General features: G+C 71.5%; 21 protein-coding genes and 1 tRNA gene. 18 read left to right on the forward strand and 4 right to left on the reverse strand.

The features are described from left to right. Positions 1-188: 188 nt before the first annotated feature. Together HGBR_RS09510 and pth are read left to right on the forward strand one after the other, a co-directional pair. A complete protein-coding gene (locus HGBR_RS09510) occupies positions 189-857 on the forward strand; it encodes a 50S ribosomal protein L25/general stress protein Ctc (protein ID WP_019159111.1) in 669 nt (222 codons plus the stop codon). Positions 858-1,133: 276 nt separating this feature from the next. Then, positions 1,134-1,730, forward strand: coding sequence for an aminoacyl-tRNA hydrolase (gene pth / locus HGBR_RS09515; protein ID WP_019159112.1), 597 nt, complete (start codon positions 1,134-1,136; stop codon positions 1,728-1,730). Here the strand turns inward: pth and HGBR_RS09520 are convergent. Both HGBR_RS09520 and HGBR_RS09525 read right to left on the reverse strand, forming a co-directional pair. Continuing rightward, entirely contained in the window at positions 1,678-2,319 is a 642-nt protein-coding gene (locus HGBR_RS09520) for a rhomboid family intramembrane serine protease (protein WP_019159113.1), read from the reverse strand. The genes pth and HGBR_RS09520 overlap by 53 nt on opposite strands. A gap of 14 nt (positions 2,320-2,333) precedes the next feature. Beyond that, positions 2,334-2,882, reverse strand: coding sequence for a hypothetical protein (locus HGBR_RS09525; RefSeq protein ID WP_019159114.1), 549 nt, complete (start codon positions 2,880-2,882; stop codon positions 2,334-2,336). A 100-nt stretch (positions 2,883-2,982) separates the two neighbouring features. Between HGBR_RS09525 and mfd the strand changes: the two genes are divergently transcribed. The 11 genes from mfd to HGBR_RS09580 all read left to right on the forward strand — a co-directional run bounded on the left by mfd (position 2,983) and on the right by HGBR_RS09580 (position 15,086). After that, positions 2,983-6,558, forward strand: a complete 3,576-nt coding sequence (gene mfd / locus HGBR_RS09530; protein ID WP_051013393.1) for a transcription-repair coupling factor — start codon at positions 2,983-2,985, stop codon at positions 6,556-6,558. Continuing rightward, complete coding sequence (locus tag HGBR_RS18875; protein ID WP_019159116.1) at positions 6,555-7,199, forward strand: MazG nucleotide pyrophosphohydrolase domain-containing protein; 645 nt, start codon at positions 6,555-6,557, stop codon at positions 7,197-7,199. The genes mfd and HGBR_RS18875 overlap by 4 nt, the downstream gene beginning before the upstream one ends. A 67-nt stretch (positions 7,200-7,266) precedes the next feature. Continuing rightward, the gene (locus HGBR_RS09540; protein ID WP_019159117.1) at positions 7,267-8,061 is read left to right on the forward strand and encodes a tyrosine-protein phosphatase; all 795 of its coding nucleotides are present in this window, start codon (positions 7,267-7,269) and stop codon (positions 8,059-8,061) included. Positions 8,062-8,114: 53 nt separating this feature from the next. Beyond that, the gene (gene eno, locus HGBR_RS09545; RefSeq protein WP_019159118.1) at positions 8,115-9,395 is read left to right on the forward strand and encodes a phosphopyruvate hydratase; all 1,281 of its coding nucleotides are present in this window, start codon (positions 8,115-8,117) and stop codon (positions 9,393-9,395) included. A gap of 101 nt (positions 9,396-9,496) precedes the next feature. Beyond that, positions 9,497-10,030, forward strand: a complete 534-nt coding sequence (locus tag HGBR_RS18880; RefSeq protein ID WP_019159119.1) for an FtsB family cell division protein — start codon at positions 9,497-9,499, stop codon at positions 10,028-10,030. After that, positions 10,027-10,536: a DUF501 domain-containing protein gene (locus HGBR_RS09555; RefSeq protein WP_019159120.1), complete on the forward strand. Its 510-nt coding sequence runs from the start codon at positions 10,027-10,029 to the stop codon at positions 10,534-10,536. The genes HGBR_RS18880 and HGBR_RS09555 overlap by 4 nt, the downstream gene beginning before the upstream one ends. Continuing rightward, on the forward strand, positions 10,533-11,477 hold the full coding sequence (locus HGBR_RS09560) for a Ppx/GppA phosphatase family protein (protein ID WP_019159121.1): 945 nt from the start codon (positions 10,533-10,535) through the stop codon (positions 11,475-11,477). Before HGBR_RS09555 ends, HGBR_RS09560 begins: the two co-directional genes overlap by 4 nt. Before the next feature lie 2 nt (positions 11,478-11,479). Next, positions 11,480-12,850 (forward strand): S8 family peptidase, encoded by a 1,371-nt coding sequence (locus HGBR_RS09565; protein WP_245533320.1) that lies wholly within the window; start codon positions 11,480-11,482, stop codon positions 12,848-12,850. 74 nt (positions 12,851-12,924) lie between these two features. Beyond that, a complete protein-coding gene (locus HGBR_RS09570) occupies positions 12,925-14,298 on the forward strand; it encodes an NAD(P)/FAD-dependent oxidoreductase (protein ID WP_019159123.1) in 1,374 nt (457 codons plus the stop codon). Between the two features lie 190 nt (positions 14,299-14,488). Beyond that, a complete protein-coding gene (locus HGBR_RS09575) occupies positions 14,489-15,004 on the forward strand; it encodes a VTT domain-containing protein (RefSeq protein ID WP_019159124.1) in 516 nt (171 codons plus the stop codon). A gap of 8 nt (positions 15,005-15,012) precedes the next feature. Further along, positions 15,013-15,086 (forward strand) — tRNA-Leu (locus HGBR_RS09580). A gap of 169 nt (positions 15,087-15,255) precedes the next feature. Here HGBR_RS09580 and HGBR_RS09585 read toward each other — a convergent pair. Next, on the reverse strand, positions 15,256-15,486 hold the full coding sequence (locus tag HGBR_RS09585; RefSeq protein WP_019159125.1) for an NINE protein: 231 nt from the start codon (positions 15,484-15,486) through the stop codon (positions 15,256-15,258). A 133-nt stretch (positions 15,487-15,619) separates the two neighbouring features. Here HGBR_RS09585 and HGBR_RS21025 point away from each other — a divergent pair, with 133 nt between their 5' ends. The 5 genes from HGBR_RS21025 (at position 15,620) to HGBR_RS18885 (ending at position 20,766) form a co-directional block, all read left to right on the forward strand. Next, positions 15,620-15,754, forward strand: a complete 135-nt coding sequence (locus HGBR_RS21025; protein WP_261795169.1) for a hypothetical protein — start codon at positions 15,620-15,622, stop codon at positions 15,752-15,754. A 167-nt stretch (positions 15,755-15,921) separates the two neighbouring features. After that, positions 15,922-17,142, forward strand: a complete 1,221-nt coding sequence (locus HGBR_RS17355; RefSeq protein ID WP_019159127.1) for an FAD-dependent oxidoreductase — start codon at positions 15,922-15,924, stop codon at positions 17,140-17,142. After that, a complete protein-coding gene (locus tag HGBR_RS09600) occupies positions 17,139-18,458 on the forward strand; it encodes an MFS transporter (RefSeq protein WP_019159128.1) in 1,320 nt (439 codons plus the stop codon). Before HGBR_RS17355 ends, HGBR_RS09600 begins: the two co-directional genes overlap by 4 nt. 61 nt (positions 18,459-18,519) lie before the next feature. Continuing rightward, the gene (gene ppk2, locus HGBR_RS09605; protein WP_173390440.1) at positions 18,520-19,449 is read left to right on the forward strand and encodes a polyphosphate kinase 2; all 930 of its coding nucleotides are present in this window, start codon (positions 18,520-18,522) and stop codon (positions 19,447-19,449) included. A gap of 363 nt (positions 19,450-19,812) precedes the next feature. Then, positions 19,813-20,766: a hypothetical protein gene (locus HGBR_RS18885; protein ID WP_019159130.1), complete on the forward strand. Its 954-nt coding sequence runs from the start codon at positions 19,813-19,815 to the stop codon at positions 20,764-20,766. A gap of 360 nt (positions 20,767-21,126) precedes the next feature. On the opposite strand, the gene HGBR_RS18890 is transcribed toward HGBR_RS18885, so the two are convergent. Next, a complete protein-coding gene (locus HGBR_RS18890) occupies positions 21,127-22,512 on the reverse strand; it encodes a TIGR01906 family membrane protein (protein WP_019159131.1) in 1,386 nt (461 codons plus the stop codon). Between the last annotated feature and the right edge of the window lie 22 nt (positions 22,513-22,534).

A 22,534-nucleotide genomic window follows, 5' to 3' on the forward strand; every position in this document is an offset into this window, starting at 1 on the left:
GGCTGTCCCGGCTTGGTGCGCGGGGCTCCAGCGCGTACCATGGTGTGGTCACCTCGGCGAGGGAGGCCCCGACGGCCTCCGTGATCGACGCGGTCCTCATACTCTCGCAGCGGCCCCCGGGCGCGCGCTCCGAGCAGGAGGGGCTCTCCGTCCGTACGAGGCACCACCTGTGAAGAAGGAGCACCACCATGGCTGATGCCACTCTCGATGTCACCCGCCGCGAGGAGTTCGGCAAGGGCGCTGCCCGCCGCTTCCGCCGCGAGGGCAAGGTCCCCGCAGTCCTCTACGGCCACGGCATGGAGCCCGTCCACCTCCTGCTGGACGCGCACCCCACGATGCTGGCGCTGCGCACCCCCAACGCGCTGCTGAAGCTCACGAACCCGGAGTCCGGCAAGAGCGAGCTGTCGCTGGCGAAGGACGTCCAGATCAACCCGGTCACCCGTGTGATCGAGCACCTGGACCTGCTGCTCGTCAAGCGCGGCGAGAAGGTCGAGGTCGACGTTCCCGTCGTCGTCGAGGGCGAGGCCGCACCCGGCACGCTCGTGTCCGTCGACAACCAGTCGCTGCTCATCTCCGCGGACGCGACGAAGCTGCCCGAGTCGATCGAGGTCTCCATCGAGGGCCGCGAGGTGGGCGACCACGTCTACGCCGCCGATGTGACGATGCCCGAGGGCACCGAGCTGGTCTCCGACGGCGAGCTGCTGGTCGTCAACATCTCCGCCGAGCTCTCCGCGGAGCAGCTCGAGGCGGAGCTCGAGTCCGACGCGGTCGACGAGGAGGCCGCAGCCGCGACCGGTGCCGAGCCCGACGACGCCCAGGAGTCGTCCGACGACGAGGCCGCGGCTGAGGAGGAGTGATCCTCCCGGGGGAGCGATCCTCCTGACGGAGCGGCTCACCACCCAGCACTCCGCGCGCTGCTGCACGGCGGGGCGGGACCAGAACCGGTCCCGCCCCGCCGCGCGTGTGCGGGGACCCGTGCCGATGGGCGAGGATGTCCCCGGGGGTGGATGACTCCGGGCGCGGATGCCACCCCGCACGCGCACGCTCCTGCGTGCGCGGAAGCGCGTGCACAGACAGACCAGACGTCACAGTCAACGCAGGCGTCACGGACGGAAGAGAGGCGGGGGTCCCGCATGGCGGCTGACACGTGGCTGGTCGTGGGCCTGGGCAATCCCGGGTCCCGGTACGAGGCGACCCGGCACAACATCGGATACCTCGTCGTCGACGAGCTGCTGCAGCGCACCAGCGGGCGGCTGGCACGGACGAAGGCGCGCGCGCAGGCGGCGACCGTCCGGATGCCCGGCAGCGGCGGCGTGCCCGGTGCCCGCGCGGTGCTGGTGCGCCCTGCCACCTACATGAACGAATCGGGCCAGCCCGTGGGTCAGCTGGCGCGCTTCCACTCCGTGGGAGCGGAGACGGTCATCGCGATCCACGACGACGTGGACCTCGATTACGACACGATCCGTCTCAAGCGGGGCGGCGGCGAGGGCGGCCACAACGGACTGCGCTCGATGACCAGTCATCTGGGCACCCGGGACTACCTGCGCGTGCGCGCGGGGGTGGGCCGACCGCCCGGGCGGATGGACACCGCCGACTATGTGCTGGGGCGGTTCACCGCGCAGGAGAGGACGACATTGCCGATCTTCGTGTCCGATCTTGCGGACGCGGTGGAGGCGCTCATCGCAGACGGTCTCGAGGCGACGCAGCAGCGCTTCCACGCCCCCCGCTGAGGTCCGAGCGGGGGCGGGTGAGGAGGGCGGCTGCCGTCCCGCCCAGGGCGCCGAAGAGGTGGCCCTGCCACGAGATGCCCACGTGCACGGGCAGCACGCCCACCAGCATCGATCCTCCGTACACGGAGAACACCGCCAGTGCGATGACGGCGTAGAGGATCCGGTGGCCCATGCTGCGGGCCGTGAAGACGCGGACCATGAGATACGCGAAGTAGCCGAACACCAGGCCCGACGCGCCCACGGTCACCGTTCCCGGCAGCGCGAGGAACCAGGGGCCGATCCCACCCACGGCGGTCGCGATCGCCGTGACGGTCCAGAAGCGGCGGGCGCCCTCCGCCGCGACGAGGCAGCCCAGGATCAGGAACGGGATCGAGTTCGAGATGAGGTGCGCCCACGTCGAGTGCAGCAGGGGCGCCAGGACGATCCCGGGCAGATGGGTGAGGTCCCACGCGCGGATGCCCAGCGATTCGAAGCGACCGGGCAGCAGCAGGTCCGCGAACTCGACGACCCACATGAGGGCGAGCAGGACGAGCGGGGGACCGAAGCGGGCGGCGTACGGGGTGCGCGGGGCTGCGGGACGGGACGACATGGCCCGAGTATCCGTCATGAAGCTGGGGGAACGGTCCGCGCGGACGGCCATCGGCCCCACACGACAGCGCAGAACCCGCCCGCGACGAGGCAGGCGGCGGTGAGCGCCGCGCACGTGATCCACGGTGTGGGCTCTGCGACGAGCATGCCGCCTGTGGGCGTGCCGTCCGGCATCTGCCCGTCCCACATGAGAAGCGGGGGAGTCCTCACCAGGCCGCCCCAGAGCAGAGCTGTGGTGGCCCCTGCCAGCAGGGAGAGCAGGCCCCATGCGCGGGAGACGGGGAACCACTGCGCCCCCACGACCGCCGACGCCACGAGCAGCCACACCAGCAGGGAGGGGCCGTCGATGCTGTCCGACCCCATGTCGCCCAGGGCATTGAGCCGGATCTCGTGACTGCTCGAGTCCCGGGGCGCCTCCATGACCGGGACGACGGACGCGATGACGTAGGCTGCGCACGCCACGAGGTGGAGGCCCCGGACCGTCCACCGTCTCCGTCGGCCGGCGCTCGTCGGCTTGACCGCGTCCGCGCGGCGCCCGCCGGGTCTGCTGTGCGACTGGTCCATGCCTCCAGTGTGGGGCACGGTCCGCACCGGGGTGCGTCAGCGGTGTGGCAGTCCCGACACCACCGGGCCCGTGTCCGGGCCGCCCCCTAGACTGGTCCGCGTGCTGACTGGATTGAGCTCTGCCCTCACGCTGCCCGCCTTCGACGACGTCCGCCAAGCGGTCGCGGACCCCGCCTCGCCGGGCGGCACCGTGTCCCTGGTGCGGGGACTGCTGCCGGCGCTCATCGCCCGCACCGCCGCGACGGGCACCGCACTGGTCGTGACGGCGACGACGCGGGAGTCTCAGGATCTGGCGCGCGCGCTGGAGGACCACCTGCCGGCGGAGTCGATCGCCGTGTTCCCCTCCTGGGAGACGCTGCCGCACGAGCGGCTCTCGCCGCGCTCCGACACCGTGGGCGAACGCCTCACCGTCCTCCACCGCCTGGCCCACCCGGAGGCGGACGCGGCACAGTCCGGCGGGAGCCCGCTGCGCGTCGTCGTCGCACCTGTGCGCGCCGCCCTCCAGCCGCTGGTCAAGGGACTGGGGAACCTGGAGCCGGTCGTGCTGAGCGCGGGTGACCGGATGGACCTGACGCAGCTGGCGGAGACGCTGTCGGGACTCGCGTACTCGCGCGTCGACATGGTGTCGCGCCGCGGCGAGTACGCGGTGCGCGGCGGCATCATCGACATCTTCCCGCCCACGGCGGACACTGCGCTGCGACTCGAGTTCTTCGACGACGAGGTCGAGGAGATCCGCCCGTTCGCGGTCGCGGACCAGCGCTCGCACCCCGTGGAGGACGGGCAGCCCGCACCGGTGCTGCACGCCCCGCCGTGCCGCGAGGTCCTGCTCACCCCCGCGGTCCGCGCACGCGCTGCGGCGCTCGCCGCGACGACACCGGCGGCTGCGGACATGCTCGAGCGCATCGCGGCGGGCGTCGCGGTCGAGGGCATGGAGTCGCTGGCACCGGTGCTGGCCGACGGCATGGAGCCCCTCGTCGCGGTCATGCCGGAGCAGACGCGCGTGCTCGTCGTGGAGCCGGAGAAGGTCGCCCGCCGTGCGGAGGACCTGGTCCGCACCTCCGACGAGTTCCTCGCGGCCGCCTGGGAATCCGCCTCCGACGGTGCGCAGGCCCCCGTGGACCTCTCCGCCGCGAACTTCCGCACCCTCGAGCAGACGCGCGAGGCGGCGGGGATCCTGGGCCACCCGTGGTGGGAGGTGGGCGGCTTCGCGGTCGACGAGGAACTGGTCGCACCCGGCTCCGAGGACTTCACGGTGCCGGCGCGCGAACCCCGCGGCTACCAGGGAGACGTGGAGGCGGTGCTGCAGGACGTCCACCGCCTCATCCGCGATGACTGGTCCGTCGTCGTGCTGACGGAGGGCCAGGGGCCGGGTGCGCGCCTCGTCGAGGTCTTCGCGGACGCCGAGGTCCCGGCCGCGCTGGTCGAGGACCCGGACTTCACCGCCGCGGGCCGCGTCGAGGTCTCGACCGGGGCGGGCTTCGGCGGCTTCGTCGTCGAGGACCTCAAGCTGGCCGTCCTCACGGAGGCGGATGTGCTGGGGCGCGCCGCGGCGTCCTCCACCCGTGACATGCGCAAGCTGCCCGCACGCCGGCGCCGCAACCAGGTCGACCCCCTCAACCTGGCACCCGGCGACCATGTGGTCCACGAGCAGCACGGGGTGGGCCGGTTCGTCGAGATGGTGCAGCGCACCGCGGGGCGCGGGCGCGACGCCCACACCCGCGAGTACCTCGTCATCGAGTTCGCCCCCTCCAAGCGCGGACACCCGGGTGACCGCCTGTACGTCCCCTCGGACTCGCTGGACCAGGTCACTCGCTACGTGGGCGGCGAGAATCCCACCCTCAACAAGATGGGCGGCTCCGACTGGGCGAAGACGAAGTCGCGCGCCCGGAAGGCCGTCAAGGAGATCGCGGGTGAACTGGTCCGCCTGTACTCCGCCCGGCAGGCCACGCAGGGCCACGCCTTCGGACCGGACACGCCCTGGCAGCGGGAGCTGGAAGACGCGTTCCACTACGTCGAGACCCCGGATCAGCTCACGACGATCGACGAGGTCAAGGCGGACATGATGAAGACGGTCCCCATGGACCGCCTCATCTGCGGCGACGTGGGGTACGGGAAGACGGAGGTGGCGGTCCGCGCCGCCTTCAAGGCGATCCAGGAGGGCAAGCAGGTCGCGGTCCTGGTGCCCACGACCCTGCTGGTCCAGCAGCACTTCGAGACGTTCTCCGAACGGTATGCGGGCTTCCCCGTCACGGTCGCGGCGCTGTCGCGCTTCCAGTCGAAGAAGGAGTCCGACCGGGTCGTCGCGGGTCTGAAGGACGGCACGATCGACCTGGTGATCGGCACGCACCGACTCCTGTCCGGCGAGATCTCCTTCAAGGACATGGGTCTCGTCATCATCGACGAGGAGCAGCGGTTCGGCGTCGAGCACAAGGAGACGCTCAAGGCGATGCGGGCGGACGTCGACGTCCTCGCGATGTCCGCGACGCCCATCCCGCGCACCCTCGAGATGGCGGTCACCGGTATCCGCGAGATGTCGACGCTCGCGACCCCACCGGAGGAGCGGCACCCCGTCCTCACGTACGTGGGCCGCTACGAGGACCGCCAGGTCGCCGCGGCGGTCCGTCGCGAGCTCATGCGCGAGGGGCAGGTCTTCTACATCCACAACCGGGTCCAGGACATCGAGCGCGTCGCCGGTCACCTGGCGGAACTGGTGCCGGAGGCGCGCATCGCGATCGCGCACGGCAAGATGGGCGAGAAGCAGCTGGAGCAGGTCATCGTCGACTTCTGGGAGCGGAAGTTCGACGTCCTCGTCTGCACGACGATCGTGGAGACCGGCATCGACATCGCGAACGCGAACACGCTCATCATCGACCGGGCCGACCGGTTCGGTCTCTCGCAGCTGCACCAGCTGCGCGGCCGGGTGGGCCGCGGCCGCGAGCGCGCCTACGCCTATTTCCTCTACCCGCCGGACGGCACGCTCACGGAGACCGCGCACGACCGGCTCAAGACCCTGGCCGAGCACTCCGAGCTGGGCGCCGGCATGCAGGTGGCGATGAAGGACCTGGAGATCCGCGGCGCCGGCAACCTTCTGGGCGGTCAGCAGTCCGGTCACATCGAGGGCGTGGGCTTCGACCTGTACGTCCGGCTGGTGGGCGAAGCGGTCGCGAACTTCCGCGGCGAGGCCCAGGAGGAGGAGAAGGAGATGCGCATCGAGCTGCCGGTCGACGCGCACATCCCCACCGACTACGTCGACCACGAGCGCCTGCGCCTCGAGGCCTACCGGAAGCTCGCGGCGGCGACCGGCGAGGAGCAGATCCAGGAGGTCCTCGCCGAGCTCACCGACCGGTACGGCACCCCGCCCGAGGCCGTGGGCGTCCTGGCCGACGTCGCCCGGCTGCGCATCCGGGCGCGGGCCTCCGGCATCACGGACATCGTCATCCAGGGGAACTTCATCCGGTTCGGTCCCGTCGAGGACCTGCCGGACTCGCAGATCGCCCGCCTCAAGCGGATGTACCCCAAGTCGCTCATCAAGCCCGCGGTGCGGTCGATCCTGGTGCCCAAGCCGGTGGGCGGGAACGGCTTCGACCGCCACGATGTCGTCGACTCGGAGATCCTCACGTGGGCGCATCAGTTCCTGGAGGCGATCCTCCCGGTCGAGGAGGAGCCTCCGGCGTGAGTGGGCAGGCGAGCGACGAGCACCCGGCAGGGGACGGACGCGCAGCCGCAGGCGGCGGCGCGGACGGACGTGGCGCGGATGCACGCGGCGCGCCGGGCGGCGGTGCCCTGCCGGACCCGCGCGATGTGCGGGAGCCGTGGCCGCGGCCGGACACGCGGGACATGAGCGCGGAGACGATGATGGCGTTCATCCGGGCGCGCTGCCCGTGGGCCGCGGACCACACCCACGCGTCGCTGGCGCCGTACCTCCTGGAGGAGTCCGTCGAGCTCCTGGCCGCGATCGTCGAGGACGATCCCCGGGCGGTCGAGGCGGAACTGGCGGACGTCCTCTACCAGGTCGTCTTCCACGCGGCACTCCTGGACGACCGGCTGGAGCGCAGTCCCGGCGCCACGTGGGACGCGCTGCAGGAGCGGCTCGTCGCGAAGTACGTCCGGCGCCACCCGCACGTCTTCGACTCAGAGCATCCGGTGCCGCTGCCGGAGGTGCAGCGCCGGTACCAGGCGGTCAAGCGGGAGGAGAAGGCGGCCTCGGACGCGGTGCACGAGCCCTCCGCCGCCGCCCACCGGGAGGCGGCGCAGAGGGCGGTGGGGATCCTCGCAGAGATCCGGGGGACAATGACGGAGCGGAGCCGGACCGACTGAACCGGTCCCTCCGGACGACTCCGGCCGGGCACGCCCCGGGCCGACCCAGGGACGACGAGGAGCACGCATGTCGAGTGGATCCCATCGGGCACCGCGGATCGCGGTCCCGGGCACCTTCAACTTCCGCGACGTGGGCGGATACGCCACGCAGGACGGCGGCAGCGTCGCGACCGGACGCCTGTACCGCGCCGACGGACTGGGCCGCCTGGGCGAGCCGGGCGTGCGGTTGCTGCGCGACCTGCGCATCGGATCCGTCATCGATCTGCGCGAGGAGATGGAGGTGCGGAACATCCCGGACGCGCTGGACGGTCTGGGCGCCCGCTACACGCACCTGCCGCTGCTGGGGAACCGGTACTTCCCCCTCGATGAGGACATCCCGGACCGTATCGTCCTCGACCCGCACACGCTGCCCTCCCTCTACGCGGCGACCATCGAGACCGCCGGGACGCGGTTCGTCGAGGTCATCACGCACGTGGCCCAGGAGCAGGACGGTGCCGTCGTCTTCCACTGCTCCGCCGGCAAGGACCGGACGGGGCTCACCGCGGCGTTCATCCTCACCCTGCTGGGGGTCGATCGCGACACGGTCATCGCGGACTACGCGCTCACGGAGGAGTACCTGGGCGAGGACTTCCGCGCCGCCCTGCGGTCCCACTTCAGCTCCGCGGGCATCTCGACCGTGTCGACGATGGCGACGGAGGCGAAGCCCCAGTGGCTCGCGGACGTCCTCGACCGCCTGGACCGCGACCACGGGGGAGTGGAGGGGTACCTCGCCGATCACGGCATGGCCGACGGGGTCGTCGCCCGGCTGCGGACGCATCTCATCGCGGCGGAGGGACCGGACGGGCCCGCGCGCGTGCACTAGGCTTGCACCGACCTTCCCGCACACGCGCACCGGCGCATGATCAAGGAGAATCCGTGGCACAGATCCTGGCAGCGAACGCACGGGAGATCCTCGACTCCCGTGGCAACCCGACCATCGAGGTCGAAGTCCTCCTGGAGGACGGCGCAGTGGGTCGAGCAGGTGTGCCGTCCGGCGCCTCGACGGGCGAGCACGAGGCCGTCGAGCTGCGCGACGGCGACCCCGACCGCTACCTGGGCAAGGGCGTCCAGAACGCGGTGGACGCGGTCCTGGACGACATCAACGACGCGGTCGCGGGCATCGAGGGCGACGAGCAGCGGCTGGTCGATCAGGCGCTGCTGGACCTCGACGGCACGGACAACAAGTCGCGCCTGGGCGCGAACGCGACCCTGGGTGTCTCGCTGGCCGTCGCGCGCGCAGCCGCGGAGAGCGCGGAGCTGCCCCTCTACCGGTACCTGGGCGGCCCCAACGGGCACGTCATGCCGGTGCCCATGATGAACATCCTCAACGGCGGATCCCACGCGGACTCCAACGTCGACATCCAGGAGTTCATGATCGCCCCGATCGGCGCGACCTCATTCCGCCAGTCGCTGCAGTGGGGCGCAGAGGTCTACCACGCGCTCAAGAAGGTCCTGGGGGACCGAGGGCTGTCGACCGGCCTGGGCGACGAGGGCGGCTTCGCGCCGAACCTCGACTCCAATGCCGCCGCCCTCGACCTCATCCTCGAGGCGATCGAGGCCGCCGGCCGCAAGCCGGGCGCGGAGATCGCGCTCGCCCTCGACGTCGCCTCGTCGGAGTTCCACGGCGAGGACGGCTACACCTTCGAGGGCGCGGTCCGCAGCGCGGACGACATGGCCACGTACTACGAGAAGCTGCTGGCCCAGTACCCGCTCGTGTCGATCGAGGACCCGCTGGACGAGAACGACTGGGACGGCTGGACCTCGCTCACGACGCGCGTGGGACATGCGGTGCAGATCGTGGGCGACGACCTCTTCGTCACGAACCCGGAGCGCCTGCAGCGCGGCATCGACGAGGGCGCGGCGAACTCCCTGCTCGTGAAGGTCAACCAGATCGGCACGCTCACGGAGACGCTCGACGCGATCTCACTGGCGCACTTCCACGGCTACACGACGATGATCTCCCACCGCTCCGGCGAGACGGAGGACACGACGATCGCGGACCTGTCCGTCGCGGTCAACGCCGGCCAGATCAAGACCGGTGCGCCGGCCCGGTCGGAGCGCGTCGCGAAGTACAACCAGCTGCTGCGCATCGAGGAGCAGCTGGGCGACGCGGCCCGCTACGCCGGTCGTTCCGCCTTCCCGCGCTTCCAGGGCTGACACGCCGGAACCCACGACAATCCCCGTGAGGCGGGCAGGGGCGCGGCACACTTGAGGTGGCCGTGCCCCTTCCCCGTCCCGCGGTTCGAGGTGAACAGACGATGAGCAGACGACGAGCCGGCGGTCGCGGGCGTCCCGGCGCGGCGCAGACCGGCGGTCGGCGACCCCAGCGGGAGGCGCGGGCCGCCCGCGCGGAGGGCGTCTCGCCCGATCTGCTCGACGACACCGCCGCCGGACGCCGCATCTCGTTCCGCACCGCGCTGTTGACCGGCGCCCTGCTGGTCGTGGCGGGCGGTCTCATCCAGCCGCTGGGCACGGGTCTGCAGCAGATGCAGCAGATCGCCGCGCTGGAGGCGGACATCGAGGCCACCCGCGGCGAGGTCGACCAGCTGCAGGAGGAGCGCGACCGGCTGGACGACCCCGCCCAGTTGGAGCGCATGGCACGCGAGGACCTGCAGTACGTCAAGGACGGCGAGCAGGCGTACATCGTCGTCGACGGGTCACAGGACCGCGGCGACGACGCGGACGCGTCGCCGGCCAGCAGCGCCCAGGTCGTTCGCGCACAGCCCTGGTACATCGAGCTGGCCGATTCGCTGCGCGCGGTCGGCTACGCCAGTGAGGAGAGGACCCGATGATCACCCCGTTCACCGCCGCGGACGAAGAGCGCGTGCGCGAGCAGCTGGGCCGGGTCCCCCGCGGCGTCGCGGGCGTCGCCGCGCGGACCGCGACCGGTGACCCGCTGGTCGTCGCGACCGTGCCCCGTCTGCCGGACGGCACCCCGTTCCCCACGACGTACTACCTGACGCACCCGGACTACGTGGCGGAGGCGTCCCGGCTGGAGGCCGGCGGCGTCATGGCGCAGCTGAGCGAGGAGCTGGCCCAGGACGAGGAGCTGCAGGCCGCCTACGCCTCCGCCCACCGCGCGTACCTGGCCGACCGCGCCGCGATCGGCGCGCAGGCGGGTCTGGCGGAGGTCACGGAGATCGACGACTTCTCCGCCGGGGGCATGCCCACCCGCATCAAGTGCCTCCACGCCCTCGTGGGCCACAGTCTGGCGGCCGGCCCGGGGGTGAACCCCGTGGGCGACCGGGCACTGGCGATGATGAGCGACGTCCCGCCTGCCGTAGGCTTCCACGTATGACGAGAACGGCGGCCTTCGACTGCGGAACGAACTCCCTGCGACTCCTCATCGCGGACATCGATGAGGACGGCACGATGACGGAGGTCGACCGCCGGATGCGGATCGTCCGGCTGGGGCAGGGCGTCGACCGGACCGGCGCCTTCCACCCGGACGCGCTCGAACGGACCTTCGCCGTCTGCGACGAGTACGCGGAGATCATCGCGCAGCACGCGCCGCAGCGGCAGCGCTTCGTCGCGACCTCGGCCAGCCGCGACGTGTCGAACCGGGACGCCTTCGTCGACGGGATCCGCGCACGGCTGGGTCTGGAGCCGGAGGTCATCGACGGGGAGGAGGAGGCGCGCCTGTCGTTCCTGGGCGCGACCGCCGGTGTGCCGGACGCCGCCGCACCGCAGCTGGTCATGGACCTGGGCGGCGGCTCCACGGAGCTGATCCTGGGCGGCGCGGGCACGGACTCCGCGTACAGCATGAACATCGGCTGCGTCCGCCTCTTCGAGCGCCACCTGGCGACGGATCCGCCCACGGACGCGCAGATCGCGGCGCTGCGGGCGGATGTGGACGACGCGTTCTCCGAGGCCGCGCAGCACGTTGACGTGTCCGCCGCCCGCACCCTCGTGGGCGTCGCCGGCACGATCACGACAGTCGCCGCCGCGGCACTGGACCTGGACCGGTACGACCGGGACCGGATCCACGGAGCGAGCCTCAGCCCCGCACAGATCGCGCAGACCGCGCAGCGACTGGTCTCGATGCCGTCCGCCCAGCGCGCGGAGCTGCCCTACATGCATCCCGGCCGCGTCGACGTCATCGCCGCCGGCAGCCTCGTCTTCGCCCGTCTCGTCGAGCTCATCGACGACGCCGTCACGCGCGCGGGCGGGCGGCTGGACATCCGCGTGAGCGAGTCGGACATCCTGGACGGCATCGCACTGGGCCTCGCCCGGACCTGATCGTGAGCCGGCGACGCGTGCGCAGGCGTGTCCTGCAGATCCTGGCGATCCTCGCCGTGCTGGGCCTCGTCGCCACGATGCTCTACCGGGGAGCGGCCCAGGCCGCCACCCCCAGCGCGGATGCCGCACCGCCGGACGCCGGGGAGCGGGAGGACAGCGCGCAGGAGCCGGGACCCGGCCAGTGGTTCATGGAGCCGTACGGGATCCAGGACCTCTGGGAGACGTCCCGAGGTGAGGGCGTGACGGTCGCGGTCATCGACTCCGGCGTCAACGACCAGCACGAGAACCTCACCGGCCGGGTGACGGCCGCCCAGGACTTCTCCGGTACCGGCCGCGACGGCACGGAGCCGGTGGGCGACGAGTCGATCATCCACCACGGCACGGCGGTCGCGGGGGTCATCGCCGGCAGCGGCACCGGCAGCGGCCCGGTGGGCGTCGCACCGGAGGCGGACATCGCCTCGGCCTCCGTCTGGCTGGGCGGGGGAGCGCCCGCGGCCTCGCAGTCGACCCGGGTGCAGGCGGAGCGGGCGCTGCGCTGGGCGGTCGACAACGGCGCCACCGTCATCAACATGTCATTGGGCTGGGACGACCCGTCGTGGCCCGAGTCCTGGGACTCCGCCTTCGCGTACGCGTACGAGCACGATGCGGTCGTCATCGCGTGCGTGGGCAACCGATCGCAGGGCGCCACGCAGGCCTGGTCGCCCGCGACGGTCCCCGGCGTCGTGGGGGTGGGCGGACTCACGAAGGACGGCACGATCCGCGACTCGTCGTCCGCGCCCGGCACCGCCGTCGACCTCATGGGCCCCGCCGAGGACATCCCGGTCCCCTTCTGGGAGGGCGGCTACGGGACCGCGGACGGCTGCTCCTTCGCCGCCCCCGTCGTCGCGGGCGTCGCCGCGCTCCTGCGCTCCGCCCACCCGGACTGGACCGCGGACCAGGTGACCGCGGCGCTCCGGGAGTCCGCCGGTCCGGTCGAGGGGCACGACGGCCAGGGCACCGCCGAGGAGCCCGACCCCCTCGTGGGCGCCGGCCGGCTCGATCCCGCGGCCGCCCTGGACTGGGAGGCGCGGACGGACGTGCCGTCCGCGGCCGGGCAGCTGGAGGACTGGGTGCGGATGCACCGCCGTGCGGAACCCCAGCCCGAGGCCGGGGAGACGACCGCTGCGACGGAGGACGCCGAGGCCGACGGGCCGGTGCTGGCCGACGGCACCGTCGCGGCCTCGGGCACGGCCTCGCCCGTGCTGGGTCCCGTGCTCGTCGCGGCCGGCGGGGCCGCAGGAGCGGGCCTGCTGCTGGCGGCCGGCATCCTGGCCGTGCGCGGGCGGCGGGCCGGATCCCAGGACCCGGCCGAGGCCTCGGCGACGGAGTCCTGAGACTGGCTGGGAATGGGCCGGACGAGCCTGCGGAACGGCTAGTGAAAAGTTTCACAAGGACTTAGGATGAGGGCATGGCTCTCATCAGAAACAACGCTCTGCGTCCCCGCATCCTCATCGTCGGCGGAGGCTACCTGGGCTTCGTGACCGCCCAGAACCTCCTCAAGAACCTGGGACGGGGCGAGGCCACCGTCACGGTCGTCGACCCCAACCCATACCTGACCTACGCGCCGTTCCTGCCGGAGGTCGCCGGCGGCAGCATCGAGCCCCGCCACGCGATCGTCCCGCTGCGCACCCACCTCAAGGGCGCGGAGGTCATCACCGGCTCCGTCGCGAGCATCAACCACGAGAAGAAGTTCGTCGTCGTCGAGCAGGAGGGCTACGAGCCCTTCGAGCTGGACTACGACCAGATCGTCATGGCCGCCGGCTCCGTGCCGCGCGCGCTGCCCATCCCGGGCCTCGCGGAGGAGGGGATCGGCGTCAAGCGGATCGAGGAGGCCGTCGCGCTGCGCGACCACATCCTCAACCGCCTGGCCGAGGCCTCGCTCATGGAGGACGACGCGGAGCGCCGCCGGGCGCTCACCTACGTGTTCGTGGGCGGCGGCTTCGCGGGCATCGAGGCGCTGGGCGAGCTCGAGGACATGGCGCGCGCCGCTGTCGCGCAGTACGACACGCTCACGGAGGCGGACATCCGCTTCGTGCTGGTCGAGGCCCTGGGCCGCGTCATGCCGGAGGTGGGCGAGGCGCAGGCGCGCTGGGTCGTCGACCACCTGCGCGAGCGCGGCGTCGACGTCTACCTGGAGACCTTCCTCAAGGACTGCACGAACAAGCACATCGTGCTGTCGAACGGTGAGGAGTTCGACGCGGACCTCGTCGTCTGGAACGCAGGCGTCAAGGCGAACCCGATCCTCGTCGACTCCGACCTGCCGCTGGATGAGCGCGGCCGCGTGACGGTCCGTGCGGACCTGCGCGTGGAGAACGAGGACGGCGTCGTCGAGGGCGCGTGGGCCGCGGGCGACAACGCGGCGGTCCCGGACCTGTCCGGCGAGGGCCCCGGAGGCTTCTGCGTCCCCAACGCGCAGCACGCGATGCGCCAGGCGCCGGTGCTCGCGAAGAACCTGCTCGCCTCGATGCGCGGCGAGACGGTCTTCACCCAGTACTTCCACAAGTCGCTGGGTGCGGTCGCGGGCATGGGCCTCTACAAAGGCGTCGCCCAGATCGGCAACACGGAGCTGCGCGGCGTCCTCGCGTGGGCGATGCACCGCCTGTACCACGGCTACGCGATCCCCACGACGGAGCGCTCGGTGCGCGTGTTCGGGAACTGGTTCATCAACCTGGTGTCCGGTCGTGACCTGACGTCGCTCAAGGACATCGACGTGCCGCGTCGCGCCTTCGTCGAGGCGGCGAACTCGAAGCCGGCTCCGCAGAAGGAGAAGGCGAACGCCTGATCCGCTGAGCTGAGCGTGTCGCTCAGCGACTGATGACGCGACCCCGGGCCGTATGCGGTTCCGGGGTCGCGTCGTCTCCGCGGGGGCGTCATCGGGAGCAGTGGTCGCGGTGGGCTTCCCCGCACGTCCCTGTGGTGAGGCTTGGCTAAGATGGAGGGTCAGGGACGACCAGCTGGACGGAAGGAGAGGCGTGGACCCGTCGACGTGGAACCTGCCGCTCCTGGTCGTGTGGCTCATCATGTACGGCATCATCCTGTGCCGCGCCGGCGCCACCTACGTGCTGGGCAGGCTGGCGCGCGGGGGACTGGCGAAATCGCCGCGGATCCGGGCGCTGCTCGCGTCGGAGGGTTACGCGAAGGCGGAGGAGCGGGTCAACCGCTGGGGCGCGCCCGTCGTGGCGATCAGCTTCCTGACCGTGGGCTTCCAGACGCTCGCGAACCTGGCGGCCGGCACCACCCGGATGCCGTGGCTCCGCTATGCGGCGGCGCTGGCCGTGGGCGGGGCCGCGTGGGCGACGGTGTACTCCGTCGTGGGCTTCGCGGGCTTCCGCGCGATCATGCTGGCGTACCGGCAGGCTCCGGTGCTGACGCTGAGCGTGGCGGCGGTGATCGTCGTGACGCTGGTCGTGCTGCTGGTGGTGACGGGCCGGAAGCGGTCGGCACGCCGGGAGCGGGTGCCGGAGGAGACGGCGGAGCCGCTACTCTGAGGGTGCACGCCCCCATAGCCCAACCGGCAGAGGCAGTCGACTTAAAATCGATTCAGTCTGGGTTCGAACCCCAGTGGGGGCACCGTTGGAGTTTCGTCATGCGACAGGCAGTGCGGCCTGCATGCTCAGAACGCGGAATTCACTGTCAGATGCCTGGTTCTGCGATAGAGCGACGGCATTTCTGCGGTCGGAGGTGCTGAAACCCGGTCACTCAATCGTCGGATTCCGATCTCAGTGCCGCGACCGGCCGCTCACACGTAGCCCAGGGCCCTCCGTGCGTTGACGCGGCGCGTCTCGCCCCGGATCGTGAAGAGCGAGATGATCGTCCCCACGTAGAAGAAGCCCAGCGTCAGCAGGAACAGGATCCCCGTGAGGATCTTCCCCAGGTAGAAGTACTGGAGCCCTGCGACGAAGAAGAATCCCAGGATCGTGAGGACGAGTGCTAGACCCTCGTCCTTGGCGGGTGCTGCGGGGTAGGACATGGGGACCTCCTGCGCGGTCGGCTGCTGTGTGCGTGTCCGTCCGATTCTCTCAGTGCGGAGTGAACGGCGGCAGAGGGCTACCCATACTGACGCGCTGGTGGTCGCGCGCCGCTGGGTGATTCTGGAGGGGACCGTGCACGTCGTTGTGCACGCGGAGAGGAGAACGCCGGCACAGCGACCGGACCCGCAGCCGTACGTGATGTACCCGCGGCACATCGCGGACGACGGGAGCTTCTCGATCGCCGCCGCCGTCTGGGACGTGGGGTAGGGCACCCCGGTGCACGGCCACGAGACCTGGGGCGTCGTGGGCATCCACTCCGGCGCTCCTACGACCCGGCGACGGGAGCTGTGGACTGGTTCGTCTCGTCGTGGGAGCCACTGCAGGTGTGACCGGACTTCAGCGGTGCCGGGCGGCGCGGCGCTAGGGTCGGAGGTATGGACTCACCGATCGTCATCGCAGGCGGCGGCGCCGCCGGCCGTGCCGCCGCGCAGACCCTGCTGGCCGCTGGAGCTCAACCGCTGCTGCATCTGGCCGGCCCCGACGGCGAGGTACTCGACCGCACCCTCGTCGACAAGGCGATCATGACCGGCCGCATCACCCCCGAGCGCGCGCAGTCGATGCGTCCGCCGCTCGACGGCCTCGAGACCCGCACGGACTCCCTCGTCACGGTCGACCCGCCGTCACCCGCCGAGGCCGCCCCCGGTGCCGCTGACCCGCTGCGGCTGACGCTCGGGTCGGGGGAGGAGATCGACGCCGCGGCCCTCCTCGTCGCCACCGGCTCCAGCCCGCGGACCGTCGACGTGCCCGGTCACGCCCCGTGGGCGCGGGCCGGACGGCTGACGACGCTCCACTCGGTCGCGGATGCGATGACCGTCCGCACGCTCCTGGCGGACAGGACGGGTGCCCGCGTCCTGGTGAGCGGCGCCGGACTCGTGGGGTCGGAGGCCGCGACCCTCCTGTCCGAGGCCGGGCACACCGTCACGCTCGTCGCGCCCTCGACCCCGCCGGGGGAGGCCGCACTGGGACGCACGCTCGCGTCCCGCCTCGCGCAGATCCACGCGGAGGCCGTCGACACCCGGTTCGGCGCCCGCCTCGTCCGACTGGAGGAGCTCCCGGGCTCCGCACCCGGCGTCGCAGTCCTGTCCGATGGATCGCGGATCGAGGCGGACCTCGTCATCATCGCCCACGGCGCACGTCCGCACGTGCCGCAGGGTGTGGGCGGAGAAGCCGGCATCCCGGTCGACGACCGCCTGCGCGTGCGCGGACGCCCCGACATCTTGGCCGCCGGTGCCGTCGCCCTCTTCACCGCGGGCGACCGTCGCACCGCCCACGACACAGACGGCCGAACCGCCTACCGCATCGACCACTGGGACGACGCGGAGGCGCAGGGCGTCCATGCCGCCCGCACGCTGCTCCACGACCGGGGGCTGAGGGAGGACCCGGGAGCCTACCGTCCGCTGGCCCCCTGGTCCGCCCGCATCCACGGCCGTCAGCTGGCGGGCTTCGGACACCGCCTGCCCGGAGCGCAGGAGCGGATCGTGAGCGAGGATCCGCTGCTGGTCGAGTTCGTGGACGAAGCCGGGGACGCCTGCGCTGTCCTCGGACTGGACGCCGGACGCATGCTGCGCGACCACGGGCGTAGCCTGCGAGGATGACCCCTCACGACGAGCCCCGCTTCCCCGACCGCCGCACACGGGCGATCGCGTGGCGCGGACTCGTCCTGGGCGTGCTCGCCCAGCTGTCCTACACCTTCGCCGTCACCGGCCCCGCGTTCCTCATCCCGCATCTGCGCGCGCAGGAGGGCTACTCACTCGCGGAGGGTGGCATGGTCGGGACCGCGACGAGCATCGGCATGGTGCTCACCCTCGTGGTGTGGGGCGCACTGTCCGACCGTCGGGGTGAGCGACTGGCCCTGGTCCTGGGCCTCGTCTTCAGCGGTGCGGCCGCCATCGGTGGACTCCTGCTCGTGTGGGCGGACCTCGTCCACTCGTCGTTCGCCCTGGCCGTCGTGCTCGCCGCCGTGGGTGCGGCCGGTGCGAGCGTCAACACCGCGACGGGCCGCGTCGTCGCCGGCTGGTTCCCGCGCAGCATGCGCGGCATGGCGATGGGCATCCGCCAGATGGCGCTGCCCCTGGGCACCGCGATCGGCGCGGTCCTCGTCCCGCCGCTGGCGGACACGTGGGGTCTCGCCGGGTTCTTCGCGTTCGCCGCCGCCCTGTGCCTCGTCAGCGGCGTCGCCTGTCACCTGGGCGTCGTCGACCCGCCCCGCCCGGCCGGTGCGTCCGTCACCACCCCTCCGGCGGACGACGCAGGGCTCGCCGAGGCCCCGCGGACCCCCGCTGCCCCCGCCCCCGGTGCGCCGGCAGCGGGGGCCGGTGCGGCCTCGGCGGATGTGAATCCGTACCGGGAGGACTCGTTCCTGTGGCGGATCCACACGGTGTCCGCCCTGCTGGTCGTCCCGCAGGCGACCTTCGCGACGTTCGGCCTCGTGTGGCTCATGGACACCCAGGAGATGGGTGCGGCGACCGCGGGCCTGCTGGTGGGCGCGGCACAGCTGCTGGGCGCGCTGGCCCGCATCACCATGGGCGCCGTGAGCGACTGGGCGCCGTCCCGCGTCCTCGTCCTGCGGTGCGTGGCGTGGTCCGCGGCGGTGCTGACGGCCTCGGTGGCACTCGTGTCGCTGGGAGTGATGCCGGTGCTGGCCGGCGTGCTCCTGGCGTTCGCCTCCGCGGCCTCGGTCGCGGACAACGGGCTGGCGTTCACGTCGATCGCGGAGGCGGCCGGCGTGCGCTGGTCGGGCAAGGCGATGGGGATCCAGAACACGGGGCAGCACGTGCTGTCCGCGGCGGTGGGACCGGGGATCGGCGGACTCATCTCCGCCGTGGGCTACCCGATCGCGCTGGGGGCGGTCGCGGTCGTCCCGGTCGTCGCGTCGTTCCTGGTCCCGCGTCGCGACATCGAGAGGATCTGAGGAGCCGCGGCCCCATTCACCGATCGTTCACGCGACGGGTCTATGGTGCGAGTCTGTCGGCATGAGCGAGGGGACACCAGTGGCGAAGCTGCATCCGAGACAGCGCGAGAATCTGCGCGAGTACATCGACCGTCTCAACCTGGAGGGATACCAGGTCCTGGACGGGCACACACCCGACCCGGACCTCATCGATCCGGGCGGCGCGGCGGTCGAGACGTGGCGCGAGGGGTACCCCTACGACGAGCGGATGGACCGCGAGACCTACGAGCTGGAGAAGTACCGGCTGCAGGTCGAGCTGCTCAAGTTCCAGTACTGGGGGCAGGACACCGGCCGCAGCCACGTCATCGTCTTCGAGGGCCGCGACGCCGCCGGCAAGGGCGGCACCATCAAGCGCTTCACGGAGCACCTGAACCCGCGTGCGGCGCGCGTCGTGGCGCTCAACAAGCCGTCGAACGTGGAGCAGGGGCAGTGGTACTTCCAGCGCTACATCCAGCACCTGCCCACCGCCGGCGAGATCGTCATGTTCGACCGCTCCTGGTACAACCGCGCCAACGTGGAGCGCGTCATGGGCTTCTGCTCCGATGAGGAGTACGAGATCTTCATGGAGCAGGCGCCCGTCTTCGAGAAGATGCTCATCGACTCCGGCATCCACGTGACGAAGTTCTGGTTCTCCGTCACGCAGGCGGAGCAGCGCACCCGCTTCGCGATCCGCCAGATCGACCCGGTGCGGCAGTGGAAGCTCTCGCCCATGGACCTCGAGTCGCTGGACCGGTGGGAGGACTACACCGCGGCGAAGGAAGCGACGTTCCTGCGCACGGACACGGACTTCGCGCCCTGGATCACGATCAAGTCGAACGACAAGAAGCGCGCCCGTCTCAACGCGATGCGCCACTTCCTCGACCAGTTCGACTACGACGGCAAGGACCCGGAGGTCGTGTACCCGGCGGATCCCGCGCTCGTCATGCGCGGTCGCGAAGCCGTGGGCGACTGACGGACGTACAGCAGGGTGCGCGGCGGCGAAGTCGCGGGCGACGGAGCGGAGGGCGCGCGGCGGGAGGCGCATCGCTGGGCGCGGCGAACGTGCTGCGCGGCGGGGTGCATCGCGGCGCCAGCCAGGCGCTTCGTTCTCGTTGAGGTGCACGGAGGCGCCCCAGATCTCGTTGAGGTGTACGTGAGCGCCTGAGTTTGCGCAGTTTCGGGGCGTGTACATGCACCTCAACGAGAGGCTGGGTGTCACTCCTCCGTGGAGGGTGCGACTCGGGGCGCGCGCGTCGGACTGGGGATGCCGGAGAGCCCGTCAACAGACCCGTGCAGGCTGAGGCGCAGTCGTGCGGGCGCTCGTATCCTCGGCCACATGAGACGGCAGTCGACGAAGCTCCTCACGGTGCCGGTGCATGTCACAGACGCCTCTGCACCGGACCACGGGTTGCCGCGCTGGGCGGCGAAGACCCGGCCGCACCGCCGTCCCGTGGTTGCAGGGGTCCACGAGCACCCCTCCGCCACGCGCCGCATCCGCATTCCTGCGTGGGCGGACGACCGATGGATCGACCAGCGGAACTTCGTCGCCGCGGTCCAGACGCGCCGACCCGATGTGGTGCTGTCCCATCTCTCCGCCGCTCGCCACTTGGGCTGGCCGATCGATGGACGGTTCCCGTGGACACCCGTGTCGGTCACGCCTCGTGCGACGGGCACGACGATTCCCGGCCTCCGGCGGCACAAGCCGCGTGCCGTGGAGTTCGATGACCGTGAAGGAATCACTGTCGCGACCGAGCCGGAGGTGCTGCGACAGATCAGCTCCGTGCTGCGAGAGGACGAGCTGGTCGAAGTGATCGACGCGATCTGCGGTCCGTGGAGCGGTCCGGAGGATGGCAGCATCACCCCGGAGATGGTCTGGGACACCCTGACTGTGTTTCCGCGGTTCCGCGGGAGCCGGGTGCTGCGACGAGCGATCGACCGCGCGTGCGTGAATGTGGGGTCCCCGCAGGAGACGCGTCTGCGGCTGATGCTCATCCGGGCGGGTCTCCCGACTCCCGTGGTCGCCCACGCGATCCGAACCGCAGTCGGTGTTGTCCACCCGGATCTGGCCTATCCCGATCTCCGGATCGCGATCGAGTACGACGGCGATCATCACCGGACGGACCGGCAGCAGTGGAGTCACGACATCGAGCGCGAGCGATGGGTCCGTCAGCAGGGATGGGACTACATCCGCGTGACGGCGGCGATGCCCGATGGACAGATCGTGCATGCGATTCGTGTGGCGGTGGATGCGGCGATCAGCGCACAAGCGGGGGCGCGGTCGCGGGAGTGACGGGAGACCGGTCTCGAGTGCGAGGCGGGCCGGACTTCGGCTATCGCCACCCCCGCCCCGAGCCGCTGCGCCACCGCGCTGAGACCGCTCACCTGCCGGCGGTCGTGCTGTCGCCGGCCGGGTGAGGAGGGAAAGTCTCACCCGGCCGGCCACATCCGGACTCCGGCCGCCTGTGGCGATCCGGACATCATGGGGGCGGCGGCATCGGCAGGTGCGGTCCGTGCGCGCAACGGCCCGGATCTGGTCAGCCCTGCATGGCGGAGTGCTCGGCTCACTCGACTGTGCGCACGACCCGCACCATGCCCACGCGGTGCGATGCCGAGGTGGAAGCCGGAAGTCGGGAGCCGCGACGCCGGACGATCACACGGCGGCGCGGCGCCTGCGGCCCACGAAGCTGAGGATGAAGGCGAAGACGCACAGCACCACCACGATGACCGCGACGCCGATGCCCGCGTCGATCCAGAACTGCGGCGGGAACAGCCGGATGAGCGAGTCGTTCATGTAGAACGTCCACGTCCCGTCCGCGAAGAAGACGTTGTGGAAGCCGGTGAAGAACTGCTCCCAGCCCACGACCGCCAGCACGGCGAGCACGCCGAACAGCACGATCGTGAGGATCGGGCCCGCCCGCAGGCTTCCGCGCATGCCGCTGCCGCCGGCCCGGCACTTGTACAGGCCGAACACGACGATGCCGATCGCGCCGATCACCGCGACGAGGGTGAGGATCCCGATGAGGTTCTTGACGTCCGCCATGTGCGAGATCTCGCCGGCGGTGAACACCGGGGTGCCGTCGGGCAGGACGACGTCCGACAGGTAGCGCTCCGTGGCGAGGTTGAAGAGGTAGTCGACGGTGTAGGACCCGTAATGCAGGCGGTCCGCGTCCGTGAAGCCGTACTGGTCGTCCGGGAATCCGGGCCGCCACGAGTACGTCCAGGTGAGGAACCAGCCCGAAGCCACTGCCCGCACCGCCAGCGCCAGCGCGACGAACGGGAACGCGATCGTGATCCAGACGGCCCCGATGACATCGAGGACCGTGCGCGTGCGCTCCGGCACGTCGACGCCGCGGGAGGCCAGGGACTGCTCGGCCGCGCGCGTCTCCTGCCGGTCCGCCTCGATCTTCGCCGCCCGCTTCTGCTCCCGACGCTCCTTGCGGGTGAGCTTCCCGGACGACCCCGCGCCCGAGGCCGCAGCGGCTCCCGCTGCACCGGCCCCTGCCGCTCCCGCGGCTCCGGCCCCTGCGCCGCCTGACGCGCTGCCACCGTCATTCAGCAGCGCCCATTCCTCGTCGCTGAACATGTCCGGGCGACCGGACTGCGACGCGGGGTAGGCGGCAGTGGGTGCGTCCGGCGACTGCGTGATCGGGTCGAACTCTGCGGTCGCCTCCGGATCCGCCGTGCCGCCGGCAGGGCCCGAGCCCGCTGCGTGATCGACATCGGACGTGTAGCCCGCGCCGCCGGGGGCGTCCGCGTGCGTGCCGGAGCTGTCCGTGCCAGCGTTGAACGCATCAGCGCCTTCGGCGCCTCCGCTGTAGGGATCGGAGCTGTCCGGGTCGGTGCTGTCGCCGTAGGCGCGCGTGGTCTCCTGGCTGTCCGCGTCGAACGTGCTGGTGCGGTCGGTGCCGTGCGAGCCGGAGTCGCCGGCCGGTCCCGACCGGGCGTAGTGCGCCGCGGTCTCGTCCTCGCTGCCCGGCTGAGAGCTCAGTCTCTGCGACAGGAGGTCCTTCGGCTCGTTCGAATCGTCAGCACTCACGCTCTCATTGTGACCGGGTCAC

This window comes from Brevibacterium senegalense, from assembly GCF_000285835.1.
GTDB lineage: Bacteria > Actinomycetota > Actinomycetes > Actinomycetales > Brevibacteriaceae > Brevibacterium > Brevibacterium senegalense.

Coding starts and splice junctions, on each gene's coding strand:
- HGBR_RS09585 (WP_019159125.1), bottom strand. CDS start 15,486: ATGTCCTACCCCGCAGCACCCGCCAAGGACGAGGGTCTAGCACTCGTC.
- HGBR_RS09510 (WP_019159111.1), top strand. CDS start 189: ATGGCTGATGCCACTCTCGATGTCACCCGCCGCGAGGAGTTCGGCAAG.
- HGBR_RS09570 (WP_019159123.1), top strand. CDS start 12,925: ATGGCTCTCATCAGAAACAACGCTCTGCGTCCCCGCATCCTCATCGTC.
- ppk2 (WP_173390440.1), top strand. CDS start 18,520: ATGAGCGAGGGGACACCAGTGGCGAAGCTGCATCCGAGACAGCGCGAG.
- HGBR_RS09525 (WP_019159114.1), bottom strand. CDS start 2,882: ATGGACCAGTCGCACAGCAGACCCGGCGGGCGCCGCGCGGACGCGGTC.
- pth (WP_019159112.1), top strand. CDS start 1,134: ATGGCGGCTGACACGTGGCTGGTCGTGGGCCTGGGCAATCCCGGGTCC.
- HGBR_RS18880 (WP_019159119.1), top strand. CDS start 9,497: ATGAGCAGACGACGAGCCGGCGGTCGCGGGCGTCCCGGCGCGGCGCAG.
- HGBR_RS09520 (WP_019159113.1), bottom strand. CDS start 2,319: ATGTCGTCCCGTCCCGCAGCCCCGCGCACCCCGTACGCCGCCCGCTTC.
- HGBR_RS09555 (WP_019159120.1), top strand. CDS start 10,027: ATGATCACCCCGTTCACCGCCGCGGACGAAGAGCGCGTGCGCGAGCAG.
- HGBR_RS09540 (WP_019159117.1), top strand. CDS start 7,267: ATGTCGAGTGGATCCCATCGGGCACCGCGGATCGCGGTCCCGGGCACC.
- HGBR_RS18885 (WP_019159130.1), top strand. CDS start 19,813: ATGAGACGGCAGTCGACGAAGCTCCTCACGGTGCCGGTGCATGTCACA.
- HGBR_RS09560 (WP_019159121.1), top strand. CDS start 10,533: ATGACGAGAACGGCGGCCTTCGACTGCGGAACGAACTCCCTGCGACTC.
- HGBR_RS09600 (WP_019159128.1), top strand. CDS start 17,139: ATGACCCCTCACGACGAGCCCCGCTTCCCCGACCGCCGCACACGGGCG.
- HGBR_RS17355 (WP_019159127.1), top strand. CDS start 15,922: ATGGACTCACCGATCGTCATCGCAGGCGGCGGCGCCGCCGGCCGTGCC.